The following is a 25,080-nucleotide window of genomic DNA, read 5'->3' as shown; positions in this document are numbered from 1 at the left end:
ATGTCGCCGCGCCCGCCGTCGCCGACCATGACGCGCTCATCGTCTCCGCGTGATGGCGATCGGCGAACTCTTCTACCAGGTCCAGGTCGTCTACGGACGCAACGGCAGGGTCGTGCCCCTGCTGATGGTCGCGACGGTCTGGTACATCCTCCTGACCACCGTGCTCTCCGTCCTCCAGCACTACGTCGAACGTCACTACGCCAAGGGGGCCGCGCGATGAGCAGCACCACCACCGACCGCACCACCGGATCCGCGGACACCATGGTCGAGATCCGCTCCGTCCACAAGCGCTTCGGCAGCCTGGAGGTGCTGCGCGGCATCGACCTGTCCGTACGCGCCGGAGAGGTGACCGTCGTCCTCGGCCCGTCCGGTTCCGGCAAGTCCACGCTGCTGCGCACCATCAACCACCTGGAGAAGGTCGACAACGGCTGGATCAGCGTCGACGGCACCCTGGTCGGCTACCGCAGGGACGGCAACAAACTGTACGAACTCCGCGAGCGCGAGGTCCTGCGCCAGCGCACCCGGATCGGCTTCGTCTTCCAGAACTTCAATCTCTTCCCGCACCTGACCGTGCTGGAGAACATCATCGAGGCACCGGTGGCCGCCCTCGGCCGCCCGAAGAAGGAAGCCGTCGCCGCCGCGGAGAAGCTCCTCGCCCGGGTCGGGCTCGCCGACAGGTCCGGGGCGTACCCCAAGCAGCTCTCCGGCGGACAGCAGCAGCGGGTCGCCATCGCCCGTGCGCTGGCCCTCGAACCCAAGCTGCTGCTCTTCGACGAGCCGACCTCGGCGCTCGACCCCGAGTTGGTCGGTGAAGTCCTCGACGTCATCGCGGACTTGGCGATCCAGGGCACCACGATGATCGTCGTCACGCACGAGATCGGTTTCGCCCGCGAGGTCGCCGACACCGTCGTCTTCATGGACGAGGGCCGGATCGTCGAGCAGGGCGCGCCCGGCGACGTACTCGACCGTCCGCGGCACGAGCGCACCCGCGCCTTCCTCTCCAAGGTCCTGTGAACCCGTCCCTGTCCCCGCCGTTGTTCTCTTCGAGGAGTACGCACGTGTCCGTCCGCCGCACCCTGTCCACCGTGCTCGCCACCCTCACCGCCGCGGGACTGCTCACGGCCTGCGGCAGCGGGGACGCCGCCACCACCGAGGTGAAGCCGAAGGGGCAGCAGGGCACCGGTATCAACATCGGTCCCGACCAGCACCGGATCAGAGGCAAGAAGGTCGACGCCATCGCGGCGAAGGTGCCCGAGGCCGTCCGCGAGCGCGGCACGCTGCGACTGGGCGCGAGCGCCGACGCCTCGCCACCGCTGGGCTTCTACGCGACCGACGACAGGACCCGGATCGGTTCGGAGATCGACCTGGCGACCCTGGTCGCCGACACGCTCGGCCTTGAGCCGCAGTTCGAACAGGTCTCCTGGGAGAACCTCTTCGTCGGTCTCGACAGTTCCAAGTTCGACGGAGTGCTGTCGAACGTCACGGTCACCGAGGAGCGCAAGGAGAAGTACGACTTCGCGACCTACCGGCTCGACAACATCGCCTTCGAGGCCAGGAAGGGATCCGGCTGGAAGGTGCGGGGGCCGAAGGACGTGGCGGGGAAGACGATCGCCGTCTCGTCCGGGACCAACCAGGAGAAGATCCTGGTCGACTGGAACGAGCAGAACGTCAGAGCCGGACGCAAGCCGGTGGAGATCACGTACTTCCAGAAGGACACCGACTACTACCTGGCCCTCCAGTCCGGCCGCATCGACGCCTACCTCGGCCCCAGCCCGTCCGCCAACTACCACGTCGCGTCGGCCGGCCGGTCCGAGATCGTCGGCACGCTGTCGGGTGCCGGCGACGGGCTCCAGGGCAAGATCGCCGCCACCACGAAGAAGGGCAGCGGCCTGGTGGAGGCGTACGCGGCGGCCATCGACCACATCGTGCAGGACGGTTCGTACGCCAAGGTGCTGAAGCGCTGGGGGCTCTCCGGCGAGGCCGTCGAGAAGTCCGAGAACAACCCGCCCGGCCTGCCCAGGCCCAAGAACTGAGCCCCGAGAGGTCATACCCATGTCTTCGACCGCGCCCCTTCATCTGGCCGCCGGGATCGGCGGACCGCCCCGCTACGACCCCGAGCACTACATCGGCCTCGCCCGGCTGGCCGAGCGCGGCGCACTCGACTTCGTCACGCTCGACGACTCGTTCGCCAGGCCCGGCCTCGACGCGCTCGCCGTGCTCTCCCGGGTCGCGCCCGCCACCGACCGGATCGGTCTGGTGCCGACCGTGACCACCACCCACACCGAGCCGTTCCACGTGTCCTCCGCCGTGGCCACCCTGGACTGGGTGAGCCGCGGCCGGGCGGGCTGGCACGTCGATGTGTCCACGACCGGGGCCGAGGCCCGGCTCTTCGGACGGCGTCCGGCGGCGCCCGCCGAGGAACTGTGGCGCGAGGCCGGTGAGGCCGCCGAGGTGAGCGCCCGGCTCTGGGACAGCTGGGAGGACGACGCCGAGATCCGGGACGTCGCCACCGGACGTTTCATCGACCGCGACAAGCTGCACCACGTCGACTTCGAGGGCGCCTCCTTCTCGGTACGCGGCCCGGCCATCGTGCCCCGGCCCCCACAGGGCCACCCGGTCACCGTCGTCGACGGGACCGGTGGCCCGGCGAGGGAGACCGCGGCCCGTCACGCCGATGTCGTCCTCGTCCGGGCCACCGCCCCCGAGCGGGCCGCCGCGATCCGCACCGATCTGCGCCGGCGCGCCGCGGCGCACGGACGCGACCCCGGCGCTTTGCGGGTCCTGGTCGCGCTCACCGTCGACCTCGGCGACGCCGAGACCGCCCCGGAACCCGGACTGGAGAGCGGACCCCCGCTCGCCGCCGACGGCTCCTACTACCGGGGCGGTCCGGTCGACCTCGCCGAACTGATCACCCGGTGGCACCGCGGCGGAGCGGCGGACGGCTTCCACCTCACGCCCATCACCCCCGGGCGCGACCTCGAACGGATTGTCAACGGCACCGTGGCCCTGCTCCAGCACCGCAGCCTGTTCCGCACCTTCTACCCCGGCGGCACCCTGCGCGAGCACCTGGGGCTGGCCCGTCCCGCCAACCGGTACGCCCTCGAAGGGGGACGAGCATGAGCACCACGACGAGGCAGATGCACCTCGCCGCCCACTTCCCGGGTGTGAACAACACCACCGTCTGGTCGGACCCCCGCTCCAGGAGCCAGATCGACTTCTCCTCCTTCGAGCACCTCGCCCGCACCGCGGAACGCGGCACGTTCGACTTCTTGTTCCTCGCCGAGGGGCTGCGGCTGCGCGAGCACAATGGCCGGATCCACGACCTGGACGTGGTCGGCCGCCCCGAATCCCTCACGGTGCTGGCCGCGCTGGCGGCCGTCACCGACCGGCTCGGCCTCGCCGCCACCGTCAACACCACGTTCAACGAGCCCTACGAACTGGCCCGCCGCCTCGCCACCCTCGACCACCTCAGCGGCGGCCGGGCCGCGTGGAACGTCGTCACCTCCCCGGACGCTTTCACCGGGGAGAACTTCCGGCGCGGCGGCTACCTCGACCGGGCCCGCCTCCCCCGAGTTCCCGGCTCCGCACGGACGGGGGGGACCCCCTACGCGCGGGCCGCCGAGTTCGTCGCCACCGCCCGCGAGCTGTGGGACACCTGGGCCCCCGACGGCACCCCGCGCCCGTTCGCGCACCGCGGGCAGCACTTCGGCATCGAGGGAGAGTTCACCGTCCCGCGCTCCCCGCAGGGCCATCCGGTCGTCATCCAGGCCGGGGACTCCCCGGAGGGCCGTGAGTTCGCCGCGTCCGCCGCCGATGTCATCTTCACCCGGCACGGCACCCTGGAGGCCGGCCGTACCTTCTACGCCGACGTCAAGGCGCGGCTGGCGAAGTACGGCCGGGAGCCGGACGAGCTGAAGATCATGCCGGGGGTCACCTTCGTGCTCGGCGACAGCGATGCCGAGGCTCAGGAGAGAGCGGCCGAGATCCGCCTCCAGCAGGTCTCCCCGCAGAACGCGCTGCTGGCCCTGGAACAGGTCTGGGGCCGTGACCTCTCCTCCTACGACCCCGACGGACCGCTTCCCGAGATCGACCCCGACCCGGAGTCCTCGCTGGTCCAGGGCCGGGTCAGGCACAGTGACCCCCTCGGTGTCGCGGCCCGCTGGCGCGCGCTGTCGAAGGAGAAGGGGCTGTCCATCCGGCAGACCGTCATCGAGACGACCGGGCGGCAGTCCTTCATCGGCAGCCCGCGGACGGTCGCGGCGCGGCTCACCGAATTCGTGGCCGCCGACGCCGCCGACGGATTCATCCTCGTACCGCATCTCACCCCGGGCGGCCTGGACGACTTCGTCGACCGGGTCGTCCCGCTCCTCCAGGAGCGCGGCGTGTTCCGCTCCGCGTACACGGGTCCCACACTGCGGTCGCATCTCGGACTCGCCGAACCGGTGTGGAAGGGTTGAACGCATGAGCACGGAAACACACCAGCCGCACGATTCCGGGCAGGCGGCACAGGACTGGAAGCACTGGCACGAGGAGCGCACAGCCACGGTGTCCGCGCCGTACGGACCGCTCTCCCTCACCGGCACCCACTGGCTCTCCGACTACCCGGAAGGCCGCATTCCGGGGGTGCCCGGACAGTGGCGGGAGGACGGCGAGGAGTTGCTGCTCGGTGCCATTGCCGCGGACGGCCTGACCGTCGACGGGCGGCCTTTCACCGGCCAGGTGCGACTCACCGCCGACCGGGGCCCGATCGGCGGGTCCCGCGTCGCGCACGGTGAGCGGCGGCTGGTCGTGCTGAGCCGCGAAGGGCTCTGGGCGGTACGGGACTTCGACCCGGACTCGGCGGCGCGGCGCGCCTTCCGGGCCATCGAGGCCACCCCGTACGAGGCCCGCTGGGCGCTGCCGGGCACCTTCCGCCCGTACGACACCGCCCGTACGGTCCGGGTCGAGAACGCCGACGGGGTCGAGCGCGGCCTCGGGCTCGGCGGTGAGATCGCGTTCGAGCTCGATGGTGCCCGGCACACGCTGCAGGTCGCGGTCGAGCCCGACGGATCGCTCTGGGCGGTCTTCGCGGATGCCACCAGTGGGAACAGCAGCTACCGCTTCCGGTTCCTGCGGCCCGCGGCCCCGGCCGAGGACGGCGGCGTGACGGTGGACCTCAACCGGGCGCTGCTGCCGCCCTGCGCCTTCGCGGACCACTTCATCTGCCCCTTCCCGCCGCCCGGCAACACCCTTCCCGTCGCCGTCGAGGCGGGCGAGCGGAACCGGATCGACGGCTGACGCACCGCCGGATCGTCCCCGGCGGCAAAGGCCCGGATCGGCGGCCGCCGCACCGATGCCCGGCGACAAGGGCCCCGGTCCGCGGCCGGCGCACCTGCCGCACCGATGCCCGGTGACGAATGCCCCGGTCCGCGGCTGGCGCACCCGCCGCACCAATGCCCGGTGACGAAAGCCCCGGTCCGCGGCCGGCGCACCGCCACATCGCCGCGGGACAAAGGCCCCGGCAGCCCACGGGCTGCCGGGGCCTTCTGGTGTGACACCACAAGTTCAGGCCAGAAGGCCCTCTTGCGCCAGAAGTTGACGCCTTGAATACTCCCGAGCAGCGCTTGTCAGGAGCACGGCATTCCGCACCGCGGGCGGGTATGTGCCGTGCCGACGACTGCGCCTCACGGGTCCGACCACCCCACAGGCGGACCCCCGACTTCCCCTCGGGAGGAATGAAAAGTGAGGATCAAGCGCACCACCCCCCTCAGTGGCACCGCGAGACGCAGTAGGGCTGTCGCCGTCGCAGCAGGCCTCGTCGCCGTCGCCGCACTCGCCGTCCCCAGCGCCCAGGCCGACACCGCCCCCACCACCTTCAGCGCCAAGCAGCTCTCCGCCGCGAGCGACGCCGTGCTCGGCGCCGATGTGGCGGGGACCGCCTGGAGCATCGATCCGGCGACCGACTCGCTCGTGGTCACTGCGGACAGCACGGTCTCGCAGGCCGAGATCAAGCAGATCAAACAGTCCGTCGGAGCCAACGCCGGCGCCCTGCGGATCGAGCGCACCTCCGGAAAGCTCAGCAAGCTGCTCTCCGGCGGCGACGCGATCTACGCCCCCGGCTGGCGCTGCTCCCTCGGCTTCAACGTCCACAGTGGCAGCACCTACTACTTCCTGACCGCCGGTCACTGCACCGACGGCAACCCGCCCTGGTACACCAACTCATCCAACTCGACCAGCATCGGCCCGACGGTCGGATCCAGCTTCCCGACCAACGACTACGGCCTGGTGCGGTACGACAATGCCTCGCTCGCCCACCCGGGCACCGTCGGCAGCGTCACCATCACCGGAGCGGCCAACGCCACGACCGGCATGTCCGTCACCCGCCGTGGTTCCACCACCGGCGTCCACAGCGGCAGCGTCACGGGCCTCAACGCCACGGTCAACTACGGTAACGGCGACATCGTCTACGGCATGATCAAGACCAATGTGTGTGCGGAGCCCGGCGACTCCGGCGGTCCGCTCTACTCCGGCTCGAAGGCGATCGGTCTCACCTCGGGCGGCAGTGGCAACTGCAGCTCCGGTGGCACCACGTACTTCCAGCCGGTCACCGAGGCACTCAGCGCGTACGGGGTCACCCTCAACTGACACTCCAACACCCCGGTCCGGCCCTGGAACGCGCAGTCGACCGAGACGGAGTCCCCGCCCGAATACTGGGCGGGGACTCCCGCTCACCCCGCAGCATTTGAGAGAATGTGGGGCAGGTCGGTCATGCAGGAGCAAACGGGGGCGGATGCTGTGCCTTCCGGAGGGATGCCTTCGGGGACCCCCGCAGACACTTCAGGGGGTTCCAGGTCCGTGAAACGCATCGGAGTGACCGGCCATCGCAGCATTCCGCAGGAGGCCCATGCCCATGTGCTGGCCGGGTTACGGGCGGCGCTCTGTGGCCTCGAAGGCTCCCTGGAGGCCCTCTCCAGCCTCGCGGTGGGAGCCGACCAGCTCTTCGCCGACCTCGCCCTGGCCTGCGGGGCGGATCTGACCGTGGTCATCCCCAGCGGCGACTACGAAACCTGCTTCGCCGACGCTGCCGAACTCGCCCGCTACCGGGCCCTCAAGGGCCGGGCGGCCCGGGAGGTCCGGCTGGACTACCCGCACTCGACCGACGAGGCGTACTTCGCGGCGGGTGCGTACATCGCCGACCACTGCGACCGGCTGCTCGCCGTGTGGGACGGAAGGCCAGCCCGCGGCCTCGGCGGCACGGGTGACATCGTGACGTACGCCCGCAGCCTCGGCCGCCCGGTCACCGTGATCTGGCGCGAGGGTGTGGAGCGCGGCTGACCGGTGCGCGCGCGGCCGTCTTCGTATACGACCGCGCATCGCGCCAGATCGTCCGACGTGCTGTCACATCTGGTGTCTGGCAAGCCAGTCGGTGTGCTGAGGGGAGACGATGCGCTCGGTCTCGAACACCGCCCGCGGCCACTGACGCTCGGTCAGTGTGGTCTCCATCGCCACCTGCATCGACTCCAGATCCTGCTCCACCAGTGAGTGGGCCGAGATCAGCGGGTGATGGCGGCGCATCTCGCTCCACGCCAGACAGGCCGCCGCCGCGGCGGACAACACCCCGGTCAGGGCGAAGGACTGGGCGGCGGAGAACGTCCTCACCAGGGCGAACACCAGGGCGAGCGCCGTCAGTGCGGCGATGGTGGTCGACCAGACCAGCGTGGCCCGCCGGGACACCTCCTGGCGCCTGCGGTACCAACTGCGCTGCTCTATCAGCCGGTCCCGTACATATGTCTCCTTGCGCACGGTGAACGCCTTGTTCCGCAACTCGCGCATGGAGTCCGTGATCAGCCCGCCCGAGTCCGCGGTCAGGTCGCGGGGGTCGGCCCACCCCACCTTCCGGAGCTCCTGGAGCCCCTCTTCGAGACGGTTCGCGAACAGCGCCTCGGGGTGCTGGGTGTGGGTGTCGAAAGGTGAGCCGTGGACCGCGTAGCGCCAGCACATCGACTTGATGAACTCCGCCGCAGAGCGGTTGAGTTGCCAATGCGACTTTGCTTTGCGCCGGGCGGAGAGGTACGTCGTGATCAGGACACCCGCATAGGCCAACACGCTGACGACATCGACGAGTTGAAACGCGCCACCCAGTTCCGCATGCCACGGGAGCGCAGCCGGCACCGTGCCGATGACCAGCAGAATCAGCTGGATCCGGGTGGTGTTCACGGCCTCCCGCTGACGGGCGATGGCGATCGCGTCCGTGTGGTGGAACAGCTCCGGCAGATCAGCGTTCCTGAACACCATGCTCTGGAGCGGTCCGGGGATCGCCGTCATGTTCACTCCCGTCTGCGTCGTGGGGGCATGAGCGTAGGGGTGTGCCATCGGACACTGCAACGACACCGCGGCATCTGGGGTTGTTTTCGGTCCCACGGGTGCCCTCTCGTGGGATTCGGGGCATTGTGAGATTGTTGGTCCAACGGGTGTTGTTTTTCAGGTGAGTTGCTGATGGATGCGCATGCGTCTGTCGGTGCTCGTCGACGCACGGGGGAGACGGGGATGACGCAGGCAGACCGGGATGACGTTTCGCCGTCCGACGCACAGCGCCGGATCCGTCGGAGTCCCTTGTTGTTCACCGTGCCGCTGATCTTCCTCGCGCTGCTGTCCGTCGTGCTGATCTGGGAGATGACCCGCGCCAACGTGACAGCCGAGGCGCGGACCGAGTGGCCGTGGCGTCTGCAACTGATCGCCCCGGAAGCGCTGGGGAGCCTGCTGGCTGTCGCGGCGGGTGCTGTGCTGGCCCGCGCGCAGTACGCCCGCACCGTGAGTCCCTATCTTGGGTGGAGGGGAGCCTGGGTCAAGGGGCAACTCACCGCGGACGCGTCTGCCTGGCGCGTCGGGCTGCTCAACGGCGGCCAGCATCTCGCCGTCGTCGAATCCTGGGACTGCAGGGTGGTGATGAAGGGTGCGCGGGACTTCGCGGACGCGCCGTGGAGCAGCGTCGGTTCCACCGCCGACGAACTGACCGATGCCGGACTGGTCGACGGGGAGGACTTCCAGCTCATCGGTTTCGGCGCCGGCTTCCCTCTGGTGGGGGCCGGGGGAGGGTATGAGACCGTGCTGATGGGGGCGTTCTCGGAGAACTTCATCGCGCGAGTCCAGTCCCTGTACGTGCGCGCCAGGATCACGGATGTCGTGGGTGACACCCACGAACGGATCATGGACTGCATGAAGGGTATCGGCGCCACCGAGGCGCGGCCGGCCGGATGAACGCCGCGCCGCTGGTGGGAGGCCATGCCGCCGGGCGGTGGTTCGCGGCTGGTGCGTTGTCCCATTCACCGACCTCACCTGCGGTTTTCTGTCACATTCCGGTGAGTTCGAGGTTTCCGGTCCGTTACGGATGTGCAGCTTGATATGCCACTCGTGTGACGAGTGGATCTCCGCAGTTGCCAAGCGGGTTGAGGGGAGTAAAGTCGTTCCGCCAGGCACTGTGGTTGTACAGAAACTGGCTGCTCTGTTCATGATCCGGAACACTCCCCCTCAAGGATGGCCGTGAAGACCTCTGAATCACCTCGTGCCTTCGCTGTTGCGAAGAAGGGCCGCGTGTCGCTCACCGAGATCGACACTCGCGGCGCAGAAGCCACCAGGAAGCTCGGCCGAGTGGTCTCGGCCTCGACTGATCGCCACACCCAGGCGTCGACTTTCAGTTCCGCTCTCTGAGTTGCCCCGCATGCTGGCTAGACTGAGGGAATGACAGGACCCCTGGTCCCATTCCGCGAAATTGTGCTAAAAGTGCACAGCAGGTGCGATCTTGCCTGTGATCATTGCTACGTCTATGAACATGCAGATCAGAGTTGGCGTACCCGCCCGAAGACAATCTCTGACGAAGTCATCTTCCGGACAGCTCAGCGCCTGGCCGAGCATGCCGCAGCGCATGCACTGCCCTCCGTGTCAGTGATCCTGCACGGAGGGGAGCCTCTACTGGCGGGCCCCGCCCGACTGCGGCGCGTCTGCGACGAGCTCACCTCCGCCTTCGAAGGCGTCGCGGAGCTCGATCTCCGCGTCCACACCAACGGAGTCCAGCTCAGCCCGCGCTATCTCGACCTCTTCGACGAGTTCGACGTCAAGGTCGGAATCTCTCTCGACGGCGACCGGGCCGCCAACGACCGGCACCGCCGCTACGCCGACGGGCGCAGCAGTCATCCCCTGGTCCTCAAGGCCGTCGAGCTGCTCCGGCAGGAGCGTTACCGTCATCTCAACCTCGGGCTCCTGTGCACCGTCGACATCGAGAACGACCCGCACGCGGTCCTCGACGCGCTCACGGAGCTCGAACCGCCGCTCATCGACTTCCTGCTTCCGCACGCCACCTGGGACGAGCCGCCGCCCCGCCCGGACGGATCGCCCACCGCCTACGCCGACTGGCTCCTCGCGGTCTTCGACCGCTGGCAGGAGCAGGGGCGCCCGGTGCCGGTACGGCTCTTCTCCTCGGTCCTGTCCACTCTGAACGGCGGCCCCAGCCTCACCGAGTCCCTGGGCCTCGCCCCCACCGACCTGGTCGTCGTGGAGACCGACGGCCAGCTGGAACAGGTCGACTCGCTCAAGAGCGCCTACGAGGGCGCGGCGGCCACCGGCTTCGACGTCTTCACCCACACTTTCGACGAGGTCGCGGCCCACCCCGGCGTGCGGGCCCGGCAGCTCGGACTGGCCGGTGTCAGCGAGACCTGCCGTCGATGCCCGGTCGTCCGCTCGTGCGGAGGTGGCCTCTACACCCACCGGTACCGCTCCGAGGGGCCGTCCGGCGCATTCGACAACCCGTCCGTGTACTGCGCCGATCTGGCCGCCCTGGTGCGCGGCATCGAGGTGCGCACGGCAGCGGCCCTCGTCGCGCCCGCGGTGACCGAGCCCGTCCAGCTGCTGGCCGCCCAACTCGACCTCACCCGCACCCTGCTCGCCCGGCTGAACGCCGACATCGCAGGGCGCGGCGGCGAGCGGTGGGCGGAGGCCTGGGAGCTGGCCACCACCATCGAGGAGTCCGAGGAGGGTGCCCGCGGCCTGGACGAGGTGCTGGCCCATCCCTACACCCGCAGCTGGATGCTCTCCGCGCTGGAGCGGGTCCACGAACGGCCCGGGGCCGTGCGGCTGGCGCGGGAGATGTCGGCGTACCTCGCGACCGCGGTCGTACGGGCCGGCCTCGATCTGCCCGTACCGGTGACCTTCTCGGGCGGCAGGATCTTCCTGCCCGGCCTGGGCGAGTTGCGGATCGCGGAAGAGGCGGAGCACGGCACGGCACTCGTGCGGGCCACCGAGGACGGCTTCGTGGTCCGGTGGGATGCGGGTGACGCGGCCGATCGACGGGTTGTCCGGCCGGAGGTGGCCGGTCCCGGCTGGCGGCCCTTGCGCAGGGTCGCGACGCCCGGCTCCTCGCCCGGCCTCGTGCTCGACGACCTCGATCCGTACCGCTCGTGCTTCGGCGTGCCCGCCGCGGACCGTCTCGACGACCGTGCCGCCGCCGACCTGGGGGCCAGGATCGGCGAGGCCTGGGCGCTGATCGGGGCGAGGGCGCCCGGACGCATCGGGGAGATGGCGGGCCGCCTCACCACCCTCACTCCGCTGACCCGTCTGGCCCCGGCGGAGCCCGCCGTCGGGCGGCACGGTTACGGCGCGCTGGGGATCTCTCCGGACGGCAGTGCCGAGGAGCTGGCGTTCGCACTGCTGCGGGGCTTCCGCAGGGCCGAATTGCGGGCACTGCGCGATGTCACGGATCTTTACGCGGCGGACGGATCCTGGGACCATCGGACGCCTTGGCAGGAAGAATCAGTTCCGTTTTCCCGGCTGCTGGCCGACACCTACGAGCGAATGGCGCTGGGAGCTTTCGAGTCCCGCTATCTGGAGGGCGTACCGCAGGCCCTCGACACGCTGGAGGGTGCCGCCGAACTGACCGTCAGTGGAAAACGGCTGGTGGATCTGATGCGAAAGGATATCTGAGGCCCGCATTCCGGTTCGGCCGGGTCGCCGGCACACACGGGACAAGTGGGAAGAACAGTCGCAGACTGTATTCGATCAAGAAAATGATCGGCTGAACGCGGGAACGTATGACTGAAAACCGGCGTTGAATGACCGAACGCCATGGGGGTGGAGCAACGTCCGCTCCGGAATGATGAATTCGCTCGCATTCACTTCACTCCTCGGGTGCGGGTGCTCACACAGGACGGGGGTCGTGTGCACGCAACAACGCAGCAGCGAGCGGCGAACCATCGGCCGTACTTCTTCTTGAGCTACGCGCACACACCGGGGTACGGCGGTGGAACGGACCCCGATATGTGGGTCGAGCGGCTCTTCCAGGATCTCTGCGGCCATGTGATGGCCATGACCGATCTGCCCGCCGGCGCGCCCGCCGGGTTCATCGACCGCGAGATACGGTCCGGCGAGGGCTGGTCGGAGCGGCTCGGCGAGGTGCTCGCCACCTGCCGGGTATTCGTACCGCTGTTCTCGCCGCGTTACTTCGCCAGTGAGATGTGCGGCAAGGAGTGGTACGCCTTCGCGCAGCGCGCCATTCACTACCGGGCCCGCTCCAATCAGCCGGCCGAGGCGATCGTCCCAGCGCTCTGGGTACCGGTGCCGCCGAGTCAACTCCCGGGTCCCGCCGAACGGTTACAGTTCAACCACCGCGACTTCGGCGACCGTTACGTCAGCGACGGACTCTACGGCCTGATCAAACTCAGGCTCTTCGCCGAGGAATACGAGCGCGCGGTGTACGAACTCGCCAAGCGCATCGTCAATGTCGCGGACACCATCAGGATCGGCACCGGCCGTCCCGTCGACTACCGGCTGGCGCCCAGCGCCTTCGGTCCGCCGAACAGCGGAGTCGGCGGCCCCCGCCCCATGCAGGTGACCATCGCGGCCCCCACCCGGCACGATCTGCCCGAGGGGCGCAACTCCGACTACTACGGCGACAATCCGCAGGACTGGAACCCCTACCACCCTGCTGCCGCGCGCCCCCTGGCCTATGTCGCCGAGGACCTGGTGCGTTCCCTCAACTACCAGGCCACCATCTCCTCCTTCGACGAGGAGTCGGGGCACCCGGAGGGCAAACAACCACCCAGCAGGCCGGAGATCCTGCTCGTCGACCGCTGGGCCCTGCAGGACGAGGACCGGCGCCGGCGGCTCGCCGCCTTCGACGCCGAGAACCGCCCCTGGGTGACCATGGTCGTGCCGTGGAACCGCGAGGACCACGAGAGCCGGGCGGCCGAGGCCGAGCTGACCGAGAAGCTCGAACAGACCATGCCGACGAAGATGCGCCAGGGGCGGGTCTACTGCCGGGCCGCCGCCAAGGGCGTACCCAGCATGGACGCCTTCGGGCAGATCCTGCCGCAGGTGGTCGAGGCGGCCGCCCAGCAGTATCTGAGGCACGCGGCGGTCTACCCGCCCGCCACCGGAGGCGGACACACCGAACGGACACGGCTGATGGGGCCGATGGCACAGACGCACTACATCCCCGAGACACATGACCCTGCGACGGATGCGGAGGACACGGATGACGGCCGGTCGTGACGGGCGCATCGTCACCTTCTACTCGTACAAGGGCGGCACCGGGCGCACCATGGCCCTGGCCAACACCGCCTGGATACTCGCCGCCAACGGAAAACGGGTACTGGCCGTCGACTGGGACCTGGAGGCGCCGGGGCTCCACCGGTTCTTCCACCCGTTCCTCGACCCGTCGACACTCGGCGCCACCACCGGCGTCATCGATCTGATCACCGAGTACGCGTGGGCAGCGACCAGCCCCGTCCAGCGTGCCGACGACTGGCACCGCGACTACGCCCGCATCCAGCCGCACGCCGTGTCCCTCACGCCCGAGGCCCTCGGCTGGGAGTTCCCGCACGGCGGCACCCTCGACTTCGTCTCCGCCGGACGACAGAACCGCGAATACTCCGCGACCGTCTCCACCTTCGACTGGGACAACTTCTACGACCGGCTCGGCGGCGGCCACTTCTTCGACGCCCTGCGCGACGACATGAAGGACAACTACGACTACGTCCTGATCGACAGCCGGACCGGCCTCAGCGACATCGCCGACATCTGCACCGTCCACCTGCCCGACGTCCTCGTCGACTGCTTCACCCTCAGCGACCAGTCCATCGACGGCGCCGCCTCGGTCGCCCGGCAGATCTCCGAGCGCTACACCGGCCGTCCCATCTCCATCTTCCCCGTCCCGATGCGCATCGACGAGGGCGAGAAGGAGAAGGCCGATGCCGGACGGGCGCTGGCCCGGCTGAAGTTCGACCGGCTGCCGCGCGACCTGTCCGGTGACGAACTCACCGCCTACTGGGGCGCGGTGGAGATTCCCTACCGCCCCTACTACGCGTACGAGGAGACCCTCGCCACCTTCGGCGACGAGGCCGGGCTCACCAACTCGCTGCTCTCGGCCTTCGAGCGGCTCACCTCCGTCATCACCGACCAGCAGATCACCTCGATGCCGCCGGTCGGCGAAGAGGTACGGCTGCGCATCCGTGACGCGTTCACCCGGCGCAGGCCCGCACTGCCCGCCGATCTCTTCCTCAGCTACGTGGCGGAGAACCGGATGTGGGCCGACTGGATCGAATCAGTGCTCACCCGGGCCGGTTTCCGTGTCGTGCCGCGCGATGTGTCCGCCGAGCGGGAGGCCGCGGAACCGGCCGCCGGCGCCACCGAGAACGCTGCCCGTACCGTGGTGCTGCTCTCCAGCGCCTACCTCAAGTCGCAGCGCGCGGTGAACCTCTGGGACCGGGCCGTGGCGGAGGACCCCGGCGGTGGCCGACGCCATCTGCTGCCGCTCAGGGTCGGTGACGTGCGGCTGTCCGCGCCCTACATCGACCGCAACCCCGTCGACCTCTTCCGGCTCGACGAGGTGCATGCCACCGCCGCCCTGCTGCGCGCCCTGGACCGGCCCGTACAGCTCACCGACGGCGTGGCGCCCGGACCGCGGTTCCCCGGCACCGTCCCCAGGATCTGGAACGCGCCGCCGCGCAACCCCGGCTTCACCGGCCGTTCCCTGGTCCTGGAACGGATGCGTGACCAGCTCGGCGGCGGCATGGCCGTCGTACTGCCCCAGCCGCAGACCCTGTACGGACTCGGTGGCGTCGGCAAGACCCAGGTCGCCCTGGAGTACGTACACCGCTTCATGGCGGACTACGACCTGGTCTGGTGGATATCGTCCGAGCAGACCGACGACGTGGTGGCCTCTCTCGCCGAGTTGGCCGTGCGGCTCGGCGCCCAGGGCGGCGACGACATGGCGGCCGCCTCCCAGGAGGCCGTGGACCTGCTGCGGCGCGGCGTGCCCTCGGACCGCTGGCTGCTGGTCTTCGACAACGCCGACGACCCCGAGCGGCTCAGGCGCTACTTCCCGCAGGGCGGCTCCGGACACATCCTCGTCACCTCCCGGAACCAGGCCTGGTCCCAGCACGGCGACGCCCTGCCCGTCGACGTCTTCCTGCGCGAGGAGTCCATCGAGCACCTTCAGCGCCGGGCCCCGGGGCTGAGCGACGAGGACGCCGCCCAGGTGGCCACCGCGGTCGGTGACCTGCCGCTCGCCGTCGAACAGGCGGCGGCCTGGATCGCGGAGACCGCCACCCCGATCGACACCTATCTCGAACAACTGGCGCAGCAGGCCCCCGAGGTCCTGGCGCTCAACCAGCCGGCCGGTTACCCGGAGCCGGTCGCCGCGACCTGGAACATCTCCATCCAACGGCTCAAGGAGCGTTCCCCCGCCGCGGTGCGGCTGCTCCAGCTCTGCGCCTTCTTCGCTCCCGAGCCGATCTCGGGGAATCTCCTCTACAGCAAGGAGATGATCGAGGCGCTGAAGCCGTACGACGCCTCGCTCCAGGAGAAGCTGGTGCTGGGCCGGGTCATCCGGGAGATCGGCCGGTTCGCCCTCGCCAAGGTCGACCAGGTCTCCAACTCCATCCAGGTGCACCGGCTCGTCCAGGCCGTCATCCGGGCGCAGCTCAGCGAGCAGGAGCAGCAGGACGCCCGGCACGCCGTCCACCGCATTCTGGCCGGCGCCCGGCCCGACGACGACGAGCCGATCGACAACCCCTCGACGTGGCCGCAGTTCGCCACCATCTGGCCGCACCTCGGTCCGTCCGACGCACGCAACTGCAAGGAGCCCGAGCCCCGCAGGCTCTTGATCGACCGGGTCCGCTACCTCTGGAAGCGAGGTGACTTCAGGACCGCCGCCACGCTCTGCGAGGAGCTGCGCGCCATCTGGAAGGAGACGCTGGGGGAGCGGGACATCCAGTATCTCTACCTCTGCTTCCACCTCTCCAACATCTACCGCTCGCGCGGCCGTTACGCGGAGGCGAGGGATCTCGACGAGATCACCCTGGCGACCCAGCGAGAGGTCCTGGGCCCGGAGCATCCGCACACGTACATGAGCACCAGCAGCCTGGCGACGGACCTCGGCACGCTCGGCGAGTACACCAGGGCGATCGAGCTGGCGACCGAGGCCACCGACGGGTTCAACCAGATCTTCCACGATTCCCACCCCAGGACCCTGGCGGCGGCCAACAACCTGGCGTTCACCCTGCGGTCGATCGGGCAGTACGCCAGGGCCAGGGAGATCGACCAGGACGTCTTCGACCGCCGGGTCGAGGTGCTCGGCGCGGAGCACCCGTACAGCCTCTCCTCGGCCATGAACCTGGCCCGCGACCTGCGTGACGTCGGACGGTACGAGGATTCCGTCGGCATCCTCAGCCGTACGTACGACAGCTACAAGGCCACGCTCGGCCGGGCCTTCCCCGGCACGCTGAGCGCGGCGAAGAGCCTGGCGGTGTCGCTGCGCCGGGCGGGCAGGCTGGAGGACGCCCGCAGGCTCACGGTGGCCACCCGGGCCCGGTACCGGGCCAAGTACACCGCCGCCAACCCGGAATGGCTCGCCTGTGACCTCAACCTGGCGGCGGACCTGTACGCGGCGGGCGAGGCGACCGAGGCCAGGGACACGGCACAGGAGGTCGTCGACCAGTACATGAAGGTGCCGGGCGAGAAGCACCCGTACACCCTCGCCGCCCTGAACAACCTCGCCGTCTACCAACTGGGCGTCGGCGCCGTGGAGGAGTCGGAACAGGTGCTGACCCGGGTGGTCGCGTCGATGCGGGAGGTGTACGGGCAGGAGCACCCCAACACCCTGTTCTGCGTCATGAACCTGGCCAACGCGACGGCCGAACGGGGCGGCTTCGACATCGTGCTGGAGACCGAACGGAACGTGGCGGGACAGCTCAGGCGCGTCCTCGGGGCGCACCATCCCGAGACCCTGGCCATGATGTCCAACATGGCGGTCACGCTCGACGCGATGGACCGCAAGGACGAGGCGTTGCGGCTGCGGGCGGAGACGGGGGACGAGCTTGCCAGGCAGCTCGGCGACGACCACCCGATGACCCGGATCGCCCGGAACGAGAACCGGTTCGAGCGCGAACTGGAGCCGATGCAGGTCTGAGGGCGCGGGAGCGTCCGGTCGTCACCGGACGCTCCCGATTCTCGCGGTACTCACCTGTCAGATGGGTCCAGCAGCCAGTTGAGGATGCCGGGCAGGGCGTGCAGCGCGTCGAAGTGCGCGGCCGCCGGTTCCACCACGACGGTGGAGTTGGGGATGCGCTCGGCCAGCCAGCGGGAGTGGCCCACCGGCGAGAACACGTCCTTCTCGCCGTGCCACAGCAGCACCGGACCCGTGATGTCCGCGGGGTCGAAGCCCCAGGGCCGGCTGAACGCGATCGCGTCGTCGATCCAGCCCCATGCCGAAGTGCGCAGCCCTTCACGGTAGTTGCGCAACAGCATGGTGCGGACCCCGGCGTCGTTGACCACCATCCGGTCGGAGTCGGTCAGCTCCCGGCGCAGGTCGTCGATGAGCCGGACCGGGTTCTTCCTGATCACCGCGGACCGTGAGATGAAAGACTCCGCGAGCCCGTCCGGATCGGCCGCCGCGGTGGAGTACGCCAGCACATTGGAGGCGGCCATCCCGTCGAACCAGTCGAGCCCGTCGGCGCCCCAGGGGGCCAGCCCGACCAGCGCGGCGGTACGGGTCACCCGCTCCGGCATCATCGCTGCGCACGCCAGGGCGTGCGGGGCACCACCGGACCGGCCCACCACGGCGAACCGTTCCAGCCCGAGGTGGTCGGCGATGGCCCGTACGTCCTGAACGGCGTCGGCGACACAGCGGCCCGGCAGCCGGTCGGATTCGCCGTATCCCGGCCGGTCGTAGGTGATCAGCTGTGTCTTGCGCTGGTACAGCACCATGCCGCGCGGAGCCGGCCCGAGCCTGCTGCCGGGCATTCCGTGCAGGAGGAAGACCGGTCTGCCACGGGGATCACCGAGACGCTCCACCACCAGATGCCGCCCGTCCTTTGCGTGCACCCGACTACGCACTCCGTGCCTCCTCCGTATGGTGCGGACACCGTGTGCCCGACTTTTCCCGCCCGATTCGATGATGGACCATCAGAGCGCTTACCGGGATGGTGCGTTGGGAAACCGTGGAAGCCTTCGGGGGCGCGTTGGTTCTTCGCGCCGGTGTCGGCACCGGCGCGAAGTTGGCTAAGGGCTGTTCAGTGATCCGTGGTGGATCAGCGCGCGGCGTCGGACGCGGTGCATCGCACGGCGGAGGGACGTCCGCATGCTGGAGGTATGCGGACGTCCCGACAACGCGGCGAGGATGGGGCCTCCCCTGTTCCAGCGCGGCCGAGAGCTTGGGGAAGCAGCTGTCGTCGTGCGCCCGCCAGGGGTTACGGGGCAGCCCTTGGGGGCCGCAGAAGAACAACACGAGGGCGAGCGACGCGCTGACCTGCGATGTCAAGTCCTGAAGCCCGCCAGATAATTCTCTGCGGGCCCCTCAGCCGTTGCGTGTGGTTGCGAGACCGCCTGCGGCAATCCGGTCGCCGACATCGTTCACCAAGCCCTCGCCCAGGCCGTCCGCCCGCTTCAGCAGCCTCTCGAAGTCCGTGAGACGTCGGAAGGTGTCGGCGTAGGCACCCTGCTCATCCAGGGGGAGTTGGAGTACCTGGAGCCGTCTGATGTCGACGCGGGACGAGCTGGAGGCATGCGTGCCGGCCTGGCGTCCGTTGGCCGGTGCACGTAGGCATCCGGCGAGGAAATGGGCATCCAGCATCTCCCGGTTCACGCGCAGGGCGTACAGCTGGGGGCCCAGCGCGATCGGCGGACCTTCGTGAACCCATGCCCTGAACGCCCGAACAACCCCGGCGACCACTACGTCACCGTCCTCGGCCACGGCCTGGACGGCGCCGGGCGGCAGCAGCCTGCTCGGGGTGCCGTCCATCAACAGGTCGGGGACGGTGAGCAGCGGCGTACCGGAATCACCGGGTGGTGCGGCGTCCGACGGCTGCTGGCCCGCATGCAGGGTGAGGGCCCCGGCTTTGACGAGATCCCCCACGGTGGCTGTGGTCCGAGGCTCCGAGTCCGTCAGGCCGAGCTTCGACAGGTGCGCTGCCAGTTCGGTCAGCTCACCCAGCGAGTCGATCAACTCGCGCCACGAGGCGGTGAGTTCGACGCCGGTCAGTTCGCTGCCCGACGCGGTGTAGCGGCCCGGGGTGACATCGACCTCGTCGTCCAGCAGGTCGAGGTGAGAACGGTGTGGAGCGGGCCCTCCACGCCTTCGGTACCGATCAGGGCAACCGCTCAGGTGCTCGTCGAAGTCATCGATGACGCGCGTGACGAACTGATAGCCATGACCTATGCGGCCCGCCCCTACCCGGCACTGACACAGGCCCTGACCGCGGCTGCGGCCAGAGGCGTGCACACGCATGTGGTGGTCGAGACGCTGGCCGGTGCACGCGGTCTCCTCTCGGGCCGGGAGCCGGCCAGGGCGTTCGCGTCCATACCCGGATTGCGCCTGTGGCACTGGGTACGCGACCCGGCCGCCGACTCCTACTAGCGTCAGCATGCAAAACTCGCCGTCGCCGATCGCCGTGTCCTCTTCCTGGGAAGCGCGAACCTTACGGAGTCCGCTGCCCGGCGCAACATCGAGGCGGGAGTCCTGGTCCGTGGCGGAGACGCACCGCAGCGGGCCGCAGAGCACATCGTGGAGCTCCAGCGTCGAGGGGTGCTTCAGCGTCTTCGTATCTGAAAAGGCAATGAGCCTCCTTGCCGGGTGCCGGCCATGGCCTTGCCCCCGCCGGAGGCGACGAGGACGGTGTCGGTGGTGCCGGTGGGGCTGACGATCAGGGCGCCGTCGATCGCGCGGTTCAGGATCTGCTCGCGGGCCGTGGCCGCGTCGGCGACCGTACGGGGATCCAGCGGGCCGCCCGGGAGATTCTTCAGCTCGGTGAGGAGCCGCGCGGACGTCTGCCGGGCAGGTGGGGCCATGTCGAACGGGTGAGCGGACCAGCGGTCCGGGGCCGGGTGCGTGCCCCGCTTTTCAGGTATCGTACGAATGTTCGAAACTTGGTCTATGGTGGAGAGCGAGGGGGTGGTGAGTACGGATCGGTCCAGGAGGTGCGGGTGCCCGGGTTCACGCATCTGCATACCGTTTCCGGGTTCTCCCTGCGGTACGGGGCCTCGCACCCGGAGCGGCTGGCGGAGCGCGCCGCGGAGCGGGGGATGGACGCTCTCGCGCTGACCGACCGGGACACGCTCGCGGGGGCGGTCCGCTTCGCCAAGGCCTGCGAGAGAGCCGGGGTGCGCCCGCTCTTCGGGGTGGAGCTCGCGGTGGGTCCCGCGGCGGCGGAGCATACGAGAGACGACGGACGTACGCATCGGCTGCGGCCCCCGGTCCGCGGCGGTGCCTTTGTCGATGAATCCGCACCCCGGGTCACCTTCCTCGCCCGGGACGGTGCGCGGGGCTGGGCGGAACTGTGCCGGCTCGTCACCGCTGCCCACGCCTCCACGCCCGACGGCGCCGGTGCCGGGCAGCCTCTGGTCGTCCGTTCCGAGCTGCCCGCCGAAGGGCTCACCGTGCTGCTCGGCCCCGCCTCCGACGTCGGCAGGGCACTGGCCGCAGGCCGCCCGGACCGGGCCGCCGCGCTGCTCGCCCCCTGGCGGGAGATCCACGGGGACGACCTGCGCCTCGAAGTCGTCCACCACGGACGCGCGGGCACCGGCCCCGGGTCGCTGCGGCTTGCCGCCCGTACCGTCGGCTTCGCCGCCGACCAGGGGATACGGGCCGTGCTGACCAACGCCGTCCGGTACGCCGATCCCGGGCAGGGCCCGGTCGCCGATGTGCTCGACGCGGCCCGCGGGCTGGTCCCCGTCGACCCCCGCCGTGCCCCGCTCGACAGTGGCGAACGCTGGCTGAAGGATGCCCGCGCGATGGCGCGGACCGCCGAGCGGATCGCCTCCGCCGCCGGGCTCGGCCGGGACGCCGGAGCGCGGCTGCTCGCGGAGACCCGGCACACCGCCGAGGCATGCGTCGTCGACCCCGAGGGCGACCTCGGTCTCGGGGCTGTCCACTTCCCCGAGCCGCATCTCGTCGGCGCCGGTCGGCGCACCGCCCAGCGGGTGCTGGCCTCCCGCGCCGCCGCCGGCATGGTGCTGCGCGGCTACGACCGCAGGCGCGACTACTGGGAGCGGATGCATCAGGAACTGGACATCATCGCCTACCACGGGTTCGCCTCCTATTTCCTGACGGTCGCTCAAGTCGTGGATGACGTCAGGGCGATGAGGATCAGAGTCGCCGCCCGGGGCTCCGGCGCGGGTTCCCTGGTCAACCATCTCCTCGGAATCGCGCACGCCGACCCGGTCGAGCACGGGCTGCTGATGGAGCGCTTCCTCTCCAAGCGCCGTGCCGTGCTGCCCGACATCGACATCGACGTCGAGTCCGCCCGCCGGCTCGACGTCTACCGAGCGATCATCGGACGCTTCGGCACCGAGCGGGTCGCGACCGTCGCCATGCCCGAGACCTACCGGGTGCGCCACGCCATCCGGGACGTCGGTGCCGCGCTCTCCATGAACCCGGCCGAGACCGACCGTCTCGCCAAGGCCTTCCCGCACATCCGGGCCCGCGACGCCCGCGCGGCCATGGCGGAGCTGCCCGAACTGCGTGAGGTGGCACGGGAGAAGGACCGGTACGGGCGGCTCTGGGAACTGGTGGAGGCGCTGGACGCCCTGCCGCGCGGCATCGCCATGCACCCGTGCGGGGTGCTCCTCTCGGACGCCTCCCTGCTGCGCCGGGCGCCCGTCGTGCCCACCAGTGGCGAGGGCTTCCCGATGGTGCAGTTCGACAAGGAGGACGTGGAGGACCTGGGACTGCTCAAGCTCGACGTGCTGGGTGTGCGGATGCAGTCGGCGATGGCGCACGCGGTCACGGAGGTCAAGAGGGCCTCGGGGCGGGACGTGGACCTGGACGCCGTACCGCCGGGCGATCCGGAGACGTACCGGCTGATCAGAAGCGCCGAGACGCTGGGCTGCTTCCAGATCGAGTCCCCCGGTCAGCGCGATCTGGTCGGCAGGCTCCAGCCCGCCGGCTTCCACGACCTGGTGGTCGACATCTCGCTGTTCCGCCCCGGGCCGGTCGCCGCCGACATGGTCCGGCCGTTCATCGAGGCCCGGCACGGCCGGGCGCCCGTCCGCTACCCCCATCCCGATCTGGAGGGGCCGCTGCGCGAGACGTACGGCGTGGTCGTCTTCCACGAGCAGATCATCGAGATGGTCGACATCATGACCGGCTGCGGCCGGGACGAGGCCGACCGGGTGCGACGCGGGCTGTCCGACCCCGAATCACAGGGCCGGATCAGGGTGTGGTTCGCGCAGCGGGCGGCGGCCAGGAAGTACGACGCCGAAGTGATCGCCCGGACCTGGGAGATCATCGAGGCGTTCGGCAGTTACGGCTTCTGCAAGGCGCACGCGGTCGCCTTCGCCGTGCCGACGTACCAGTCGGCGTGGCTCAAGGCGCACCACCCGGCGGCCTTCTACGCCGGGCTGCTCACCCATGACCCGGGGATGTACCCGAAGCGGCTGCTGCTCGCGGACGCCCGGCGGCGCGGGGTGCCGGTACTGGGGCTGGATGTGAACCGGTCGGCGGCCACTCATCGAATCGAACTGGTGTCTGATAGTGAAAGGGGTAAGGAGGTCTGGGGAGTGCGGCTGGCGCTTTCGGACGTCCATGGCATCAGCGAGGCCGAGGTCGGCCGGATCGTGGCCGGACAGCCCTACACCTCGCTGCTGGACTTCTGGCAACGGGCCAGGCCGGGAAAGCCGGCTGCCGAACGGCTGGCCCAGGTCGGCGCGTTGGACGCGTTCGGCGCCAACCGGCGGGATCTGCTGCTGCATCTGTCCGAACTGCACCGCGCCCGGCGGGGCGCGGGTTCCGTCGCCGCCGGTGCGCAGCTCCCGCTCGGCAGCGGACACCGGACCGGCTCCATCGGGCTGCCCGACCTCAACGCGGCCGAACGGCTCAGTGCCGAGCTGGGCGTACTGAGCATGGACGTCTCCCGCCATCTGATGAGTGATCACCACGCTTTCCTGAAGGAGCTCGGCGCGGTCTCCGCCAAGCGGTTGCGCGAGGCGCGGCACGGGGAGACCGTGCTGGTCGCGGGCGCCAAGGCGGCCACCCAGACCCCGCCGGTCCGCTCCGGCCGCCGGGTCGTCTTCACCACCCTGGACGACGGTACGGGCCTGGTCGACCTGGCTTTCTTCGACGACAGCCATGCCGCCTGCGCGCACACCGTCTTCCACTCCTGGCTGTTGCTGGTGCGCGGAGTGGTGCAGCGGCGCGGACCGCGGAGCCTGAGCGTGGTCGGCGCGGCAGCCTGGAATCTGGCGGAGCTGGCCGAGCTGCGGCGCACCGGCGGGCTGGACGCGGTCGCCGCCCGGCTGGCGGCGGAGCCCTCGTCCGGGGAGGACGCTCCCGAGGGGGCCGGGCCCGCTCCCGACGGCGACGGCCGTCGTATCCGGATGTCCACCGGATACGAGATGAACCCCTGGTCCGACCTCCAGCCGCCCGGCGAAGGCGTCGCCACCGGAAGGAAGTTGTGGCACCAGAGCCCGGGGAGCGCGGGATGAGCACGGCACACGATGAGCCGGGAATCCTGTATCTGCGGTTCCGCAAGGTCGGCGGCGGCCTCCCGGACAGCGCCGGATACGAGGGGCTGCTCGCCCTTCTCGGCGCGTTCACCCCGGTGGTCGAGGCGGTCCCGCCCGACGGGGCGCTCGCCGATGTGCGCGGCGCGCTGCGCTACTTCGGGCGGGACGTGAAGGGGCTGGCCGCGGTGATCCGGATCCGCGCGCTCGCCCTGCACGGCGTGGACTGCGCGATCGGGGCCGCGGAGAACCCGATGCTGGCCCGGATGGCGGCACGGCAGGCCGCGCCCGGAACGACCTTCGTGGTGCCGGGGGGAGAGGGGGCCGGGTTCCTCGCGGTCAAGCCGGCCGCGGCGCTGGAGGGCGTCGGGGCGGCGACGGCCCGCACCCTGTGCGGGTACGGACTCGACTCCGTCGGCCGGATCGCGGCGACCCCGCTCGGCACCCTGCAGCGGATCACCGGCGTACGGACCGGTCGCGAACTGTGGGAGCGGTCGCGCGGCATCGACCGCACGACGGTCGTTCCGGGCGCCGCCGCCCGGTCGATCGCCGCCGAACGGTCCTTCCCGCGCGACGAACTGGACCGGGAGCGGCAGCGCCGCGCGCTCATGTCGCTCACCGAGGAACTGGGGGCCAGGATGCGCGGGGACGGGCAGGTGTGCCGGGGGCTGGCGGTCTCCGTGCGCTATGCCGACCGGACCGGCTACTCGACGCTGACCCGCAGCCGTACGCTCCGGGAGCCCACGGCCCACTCCGCGGCGCTCACCGAACTCGCCTACCGGATCCATGATTCGTTCGCTCTGCAGCGGGCCCGGGTGCGGGGGATCGCGCTGCGCGCGGAAGGGCTGATGGACGGCGAACGGGCCGCGCACCAGCTGTCGTTCGACCCGGTGGACGAGCGGGCGCGCCGGATCGAGGCGGTGGCGGACCGGCTGCGGGCCAGGTTCGGCCCACGGGCCGTGATGCCGGGCCGGCTCGCGGGCCGATCGGCCCTCTGACGTCCCTCCCACCTCCCTTGGACCGACCGGCACATGGGGGGGCGGCGGGCGGCGGGCGGCGTCGCGGGGCCGGGCACGCGCATCTGCGGCGGCCCCGGACGCCGACCACGACGGGCCG

General features: G+C 70.2%; 19 protein-coding genes and 2 pseudogenes. 17 read left to right on the top strand and 4 right to left on the bottom strand.

What is annotated here, in order from left to right; translation table 11 throughout:
• Nucleotides 1-49 precede the first annotated feature (49 nt).
• The 8 genes from ACZ68L_RS06065 to ACZ68L_RS06030 all read left to right on the top strand — a co-directional run bounded on the left by ACZ68L_RS06065 (nt 50) and on the right by ACZ68L_RS06030 (nt 7,314).
• Nucleotides 50-220 carry a hypothetical protein gene (locus ACZ68L_RS06065; RefSeq protein ID WP_469574489.1) on the top strand — a complete coding sequence of 57 codons (171 nt, stop codon included), beginning with the start codon at nt 50-52 and terminating at the stop codon, nt 218-220.
• Nucleotides 221-261: 41 nt separating this feature from the next.
• Nucleotides 262-1,014, top strand: coding sequence for an amino acid ABC transporter ATP-binding protein (locus ACZ68L_RS06060; RefSeq protein ID WP_469574580.1), 753 nt, complete (start codon nt 262-264; stop codon nt 1,012-1,014).
• Nucleotides 1,015-1,058: 44 nt separating this feature from the next.
• On the top strand, nt 1,059-2,033 hold the full coding sequence (locus ACZ68L_RS06055; protein ID WP_469574488.1) for an ABC transporter substrate-binding protein: 975 nt from the start codon (nt 1,059-1,061) through the stop codon (nt 2,031-2,033).
• 19 nt (nt 2,034-2,052) lie between these two features.
• Complete coding sequence (locus ACZ68L_RS06050; protein ID WP_469574485.1) at nt 2,053-3,120, top strand: LLM class flavin-dependent oxidoreductase; 1,068 nt, start codon at nt 2,053-2,055, stop codon at nt 3,118-3,120.
• Complete coding sequence (locus ACZ68L_RS06045) at nt 3,117-4,457, top strand: NtaA/DmoA family FMN-dependent monooxygenase (protein WP_469574484.1); 1,341 nt, start codon at nt 3,117-3,119, stop codon at nt 4,455-4,457. The genes ACZ68L_RS06050 and ACZ68L_RS06045 overlap by 4 nt, the downstream gene beginning before the upstream one ends.
• 4 nt (nt 4,458-4,461) lie before the next feature.
• Nucleotides 4,462-5,277, top strand: coding sequence for a DUF1684 domain-containing protein (locus tag ACZ68L_RS06040; protein WP_469574483.1), 816 nt, complete (start codon nt 4,462-4,464; stop codon nt 5,275-5,277).
• A 444-nt stretch (nt 5,278-5,721) separates the two neighbouring features.
• Nucleotides 5,722-6,624: a S1 family peptidase gene (locus tag ACZ68L_RS06035; RefSeq protein ID WP_469574481.1), complete on the top strand. Its 903-nt coding sequence runs from the start codon at nt 5,722-5,724 to the stop codon at nt 6,622-6,624.
• Between the two features lie 210 nt (nt 6,625-6,834).
• A complete protein-coding gene (locus ACZ68L_RS06030) occupies nt 6,835-7,314 on the top strand; it encodes a hypothetical protein (RefSeq protein ID WP_469574478.1) in 480 nt (159 codons plus the stop codon).
• Nucleotides 7,315-7,377: 63 nt separating this feature from the next.
• Here the strand turns inward: ACZ68L_RS06030 and ACZ68L_RS06025 are convergent, their stop codons facing one another.
• Entirely contained in the window at nt 7,378-8,304 is a 927-nt protein-coding gene (locus tag ACZ68L_RS06025; RefSeq protein WP_469574477.1) for a DUF4231 domain-containing protein, read from the bottom strand.
• Between the two features lie 222 nt (nt 8,305-8,526).
• Between ACZ68L_RS06025 and ACZ68L_RS06020 the strand changes: the two genes are divergently transcribed.
• The 5 genes from ACZ68L_RS06020 to fxsT all read left to right on the top strand — a co-directional run bounded on the left by ACZ68L_RS06020 (nt 8,527) and on the right by fxsT (nt 17,437).
• The gene (locus ACZ68L_RS06020) at nt 8,527-9,237 is read left to right on the top strand and encodes a hypothetical protein (protein ID WP_469574475.1); all 711 of its coding nucleotides are present in this window, start codon (nt 8,527-8,529) and stop codon (nt 9,235-9,237) included.
• A gap of 276 nt (nt 9,238-9,513) precedes the next feature.
• Nucleotides 9,514-9,687: an FxSxx-COOH cyclophane-containing RiPP peptide gene (gene fxsA, locus ACZ68L_RS06015; RefSeq protein ID WP_351074801.1), complete on the top strand. Its 174-nt coding sequence runs from the start codon at nt 9,514-9,516 to the stop codon at nt 9,685-9,687.
• Between the two features lie 30 nt (nt 9,688-9,717).
• Complete coding sequence (gene fxsBH, locus ACZ68L_RS06010) at nt 9,718-11,952, top strand: radical SAM/SPASM protein FxsBH, inactivated beta-hydroxylase extension form (RefSeq protein ID WP_469574474.1); 2,235 nt, start codon at nt 9,718-9,720, stop codon at nt 11,950-11,952.
• Between the two features lie 210 nt (nt 11,953-12,162).
• Entirely contained in the window at nt 12,163-13,518 is a 1,356-nt protein-coding gene (gene fsxC, locus ACZ68L_RS06005) for an FxsC protein (RefSeq protein ID WP_469574578.1), read from the top strand.
• The gene (gene fxsT / locus ACZ68L_RS06000; protein ID WP_469574472.1) at nt 13,502-17,437 is read left to right on the top strand and encodes an FxSxx-COOH system tetratricopeptide repeat protein; all 3,936 of its coding nucleotides are present in this window, start codon (nt 13,502-13,504) and stop codon (nt 17,435-17,437) included. The genes fsxC and fxsT overlap by 17 nt, the downstream gene beginning before the upstream one ends.
• A 50-nt stretch (nt 17,438-17,487) precedes the next feature.
• On the opposite strand, the gene ACZ68L_RS05995 is transcribed toward fxsT, so the two are convergent.
• Entirely contained in the window at nt 17,488-18,363 is an 876-nt protein-coding gene (locus ACZ68L_RS05995; protein ID WP_469574470.1) for an alpha/beta fold hydrolase, read from the bottom strand.
• Nucleotides 18,364-18,823: 460 nt separating this feature from the next.
• The gene (locus tag ACZ68L_RS05990) at nt 18,824-19,381 is read right to left on the bottom strand and encodes a hypothetical protein (protein WP_469574469.1); all 558 of its coding nucleotides are present in this window, start codon (nt 19,379-19,381) and stop codon (nt 18,824-18,826) included.
• 48 nt (nt 19,382-19,429) lie between these two features.
• On the opposite strand from ACZ68L_RS05990, the gene ACZ68L_RS05985 reads away from it, so the two are divergent.
• Both ACZ68L_RS05985 and ACZ68L_RS05980 read left to right on the top strand, forming a co-directional pair.
• The gene (locus ACZ68L_RS05985; protein ID WP_469574467.1) at nt 19,430-19,882 is read left to right on the top strand and encodes a hypothetical protein; all 453 of its coding nucleotides are present in this window, start codon (nt 19,430-19,432) and stop codon (nt 19,880-19,882) included.
• Nucleotides 19,883-19,891: 9 nt separating this feature from the next.
• Nucleotides 19,892-20,074, top strand: a pseudogene (locus ACZ68L_RS05980) (phospholipase D-like domain-containing protein); the annotation flags it as partial.
• 26 nt (nt 20,075-20,100) lie between these two features.
• Here ACZ68L_RS05980 and ACZ68L_RS05975 read toward each other — a convergent pair.
• Nucleotides 20,101-20,298 (bottom strand): annotated as a pseudogene (locus ACZ68L_RS05975) (DUF3533 domain-containing protein); the annotation flags it as partial.
• 150 nt (nt 20,299-20,448) lie between these two features.
• On the opposite strand from ACZ68L_RS05975, the gene ACZ68L_RS05970 reads away from it, so the two are divergent.
• Nucleotides 20,449-23,946 (top strand): DNA polymerase III subunit alpha, encoded by a 3,498-nt coding sequence (locus ACZ68L_RS05970; protein ID WP_469574465.1) that lies wholly within the window; start codon nt 20,449-20,451, stop codon nt 23,944-23,946.
• Entirely contained in the window at nt 23,943-24,962 is a 1,020-nt protein-coding gene (locus tag ACZ68L_RS05965; protein ID WP_469574464.1) for a DNA polymerase Y family protein, read from the top strand. The genes ACZ68L_RS05970 and ACZ68L_RS05965 overlap by 4 nt, the downstream gene beginning before the upstream one ends.
• Nucleotides 24,963-25,080: the final 118 nt, after the last annotated feature.

Source organism: Streptomyces sp. NPDC104309 (genome assembly GCF_055584025.1).
The sequence above is the reverse complement of the archived record's forward strand: the minus strand, read 5'-3'. Positions and strand labels throughout refer to the sequence as shown.

Coding starts and splice junctions, on each gene's coding strand:
- ACZ68L_RS06020 (WP_469574475.1), top strand. CDS start 8,527: ATGACGCAGGCAGACCGGGATGACGTTTCGCCGTCCGACGCACAGCGC.
- fxsA (WP_351074801.1), top strand. CDS start 9,514: ATGGCCGTGAAGACCTCTGAATCACCTCGTGCCTTCGCTGTTGCGAAG.
- ACZ68L_RS06050 (WP_469574485.1), top strand. CDS start 2,053: ATGTCTTCGACCGCGCCCCTTCATCTGGCCGCCGGGATCGGCGGACCG.
- fxsBH (WP_469574474.1), top strand. CDS start 9,718: ATGACAGGACCCCTGGTCCCATTCCGCGAAATTGTGCTAAAAGTGCAC.
- ACZ68L_RS06040 (WP_469574483.1), top strand. CDS start 4,462: ATGAGCACGGAAACACACCAGCCGCACGATTCCGGGCAGGCGGCACAG.
- fxsT (WP_469574472.1), top strand. CDS start 13,502: ATGACGGCCGGTCGTGACGGGCGCATCGTCACCTTCTACTCGTACAAG.
- ACZ68L_RS06060 (WP_469574580.1), top strand. CDS start 262: ATGGTCGAGATCCGCTCCGTCCACAAGCGCTTCGGCAGCCTGGAGGTG.
- ACZ68L_RS06025 (WP_469574477.1), bottom strand. CDS start 8,304: ATGACGGCGATCCCCGGACCGCTCCAGAGCATGGTGTTCAGGAACGCT.
- ACZ68L_RS05965 (WP_469574464.1), top strand. CDS start 23,943: ATGAGCACGGCACACGATGAGCCGGGAATCCTGTATCTGCGGTTCCGC.
- ACZ68L_RS06045 (WP_469574484.1), top strand. CDS start 3,117: ATGAGCACCACGACGAGGCAGATGCACCTCGCCGCCCACTTCCCGGGT.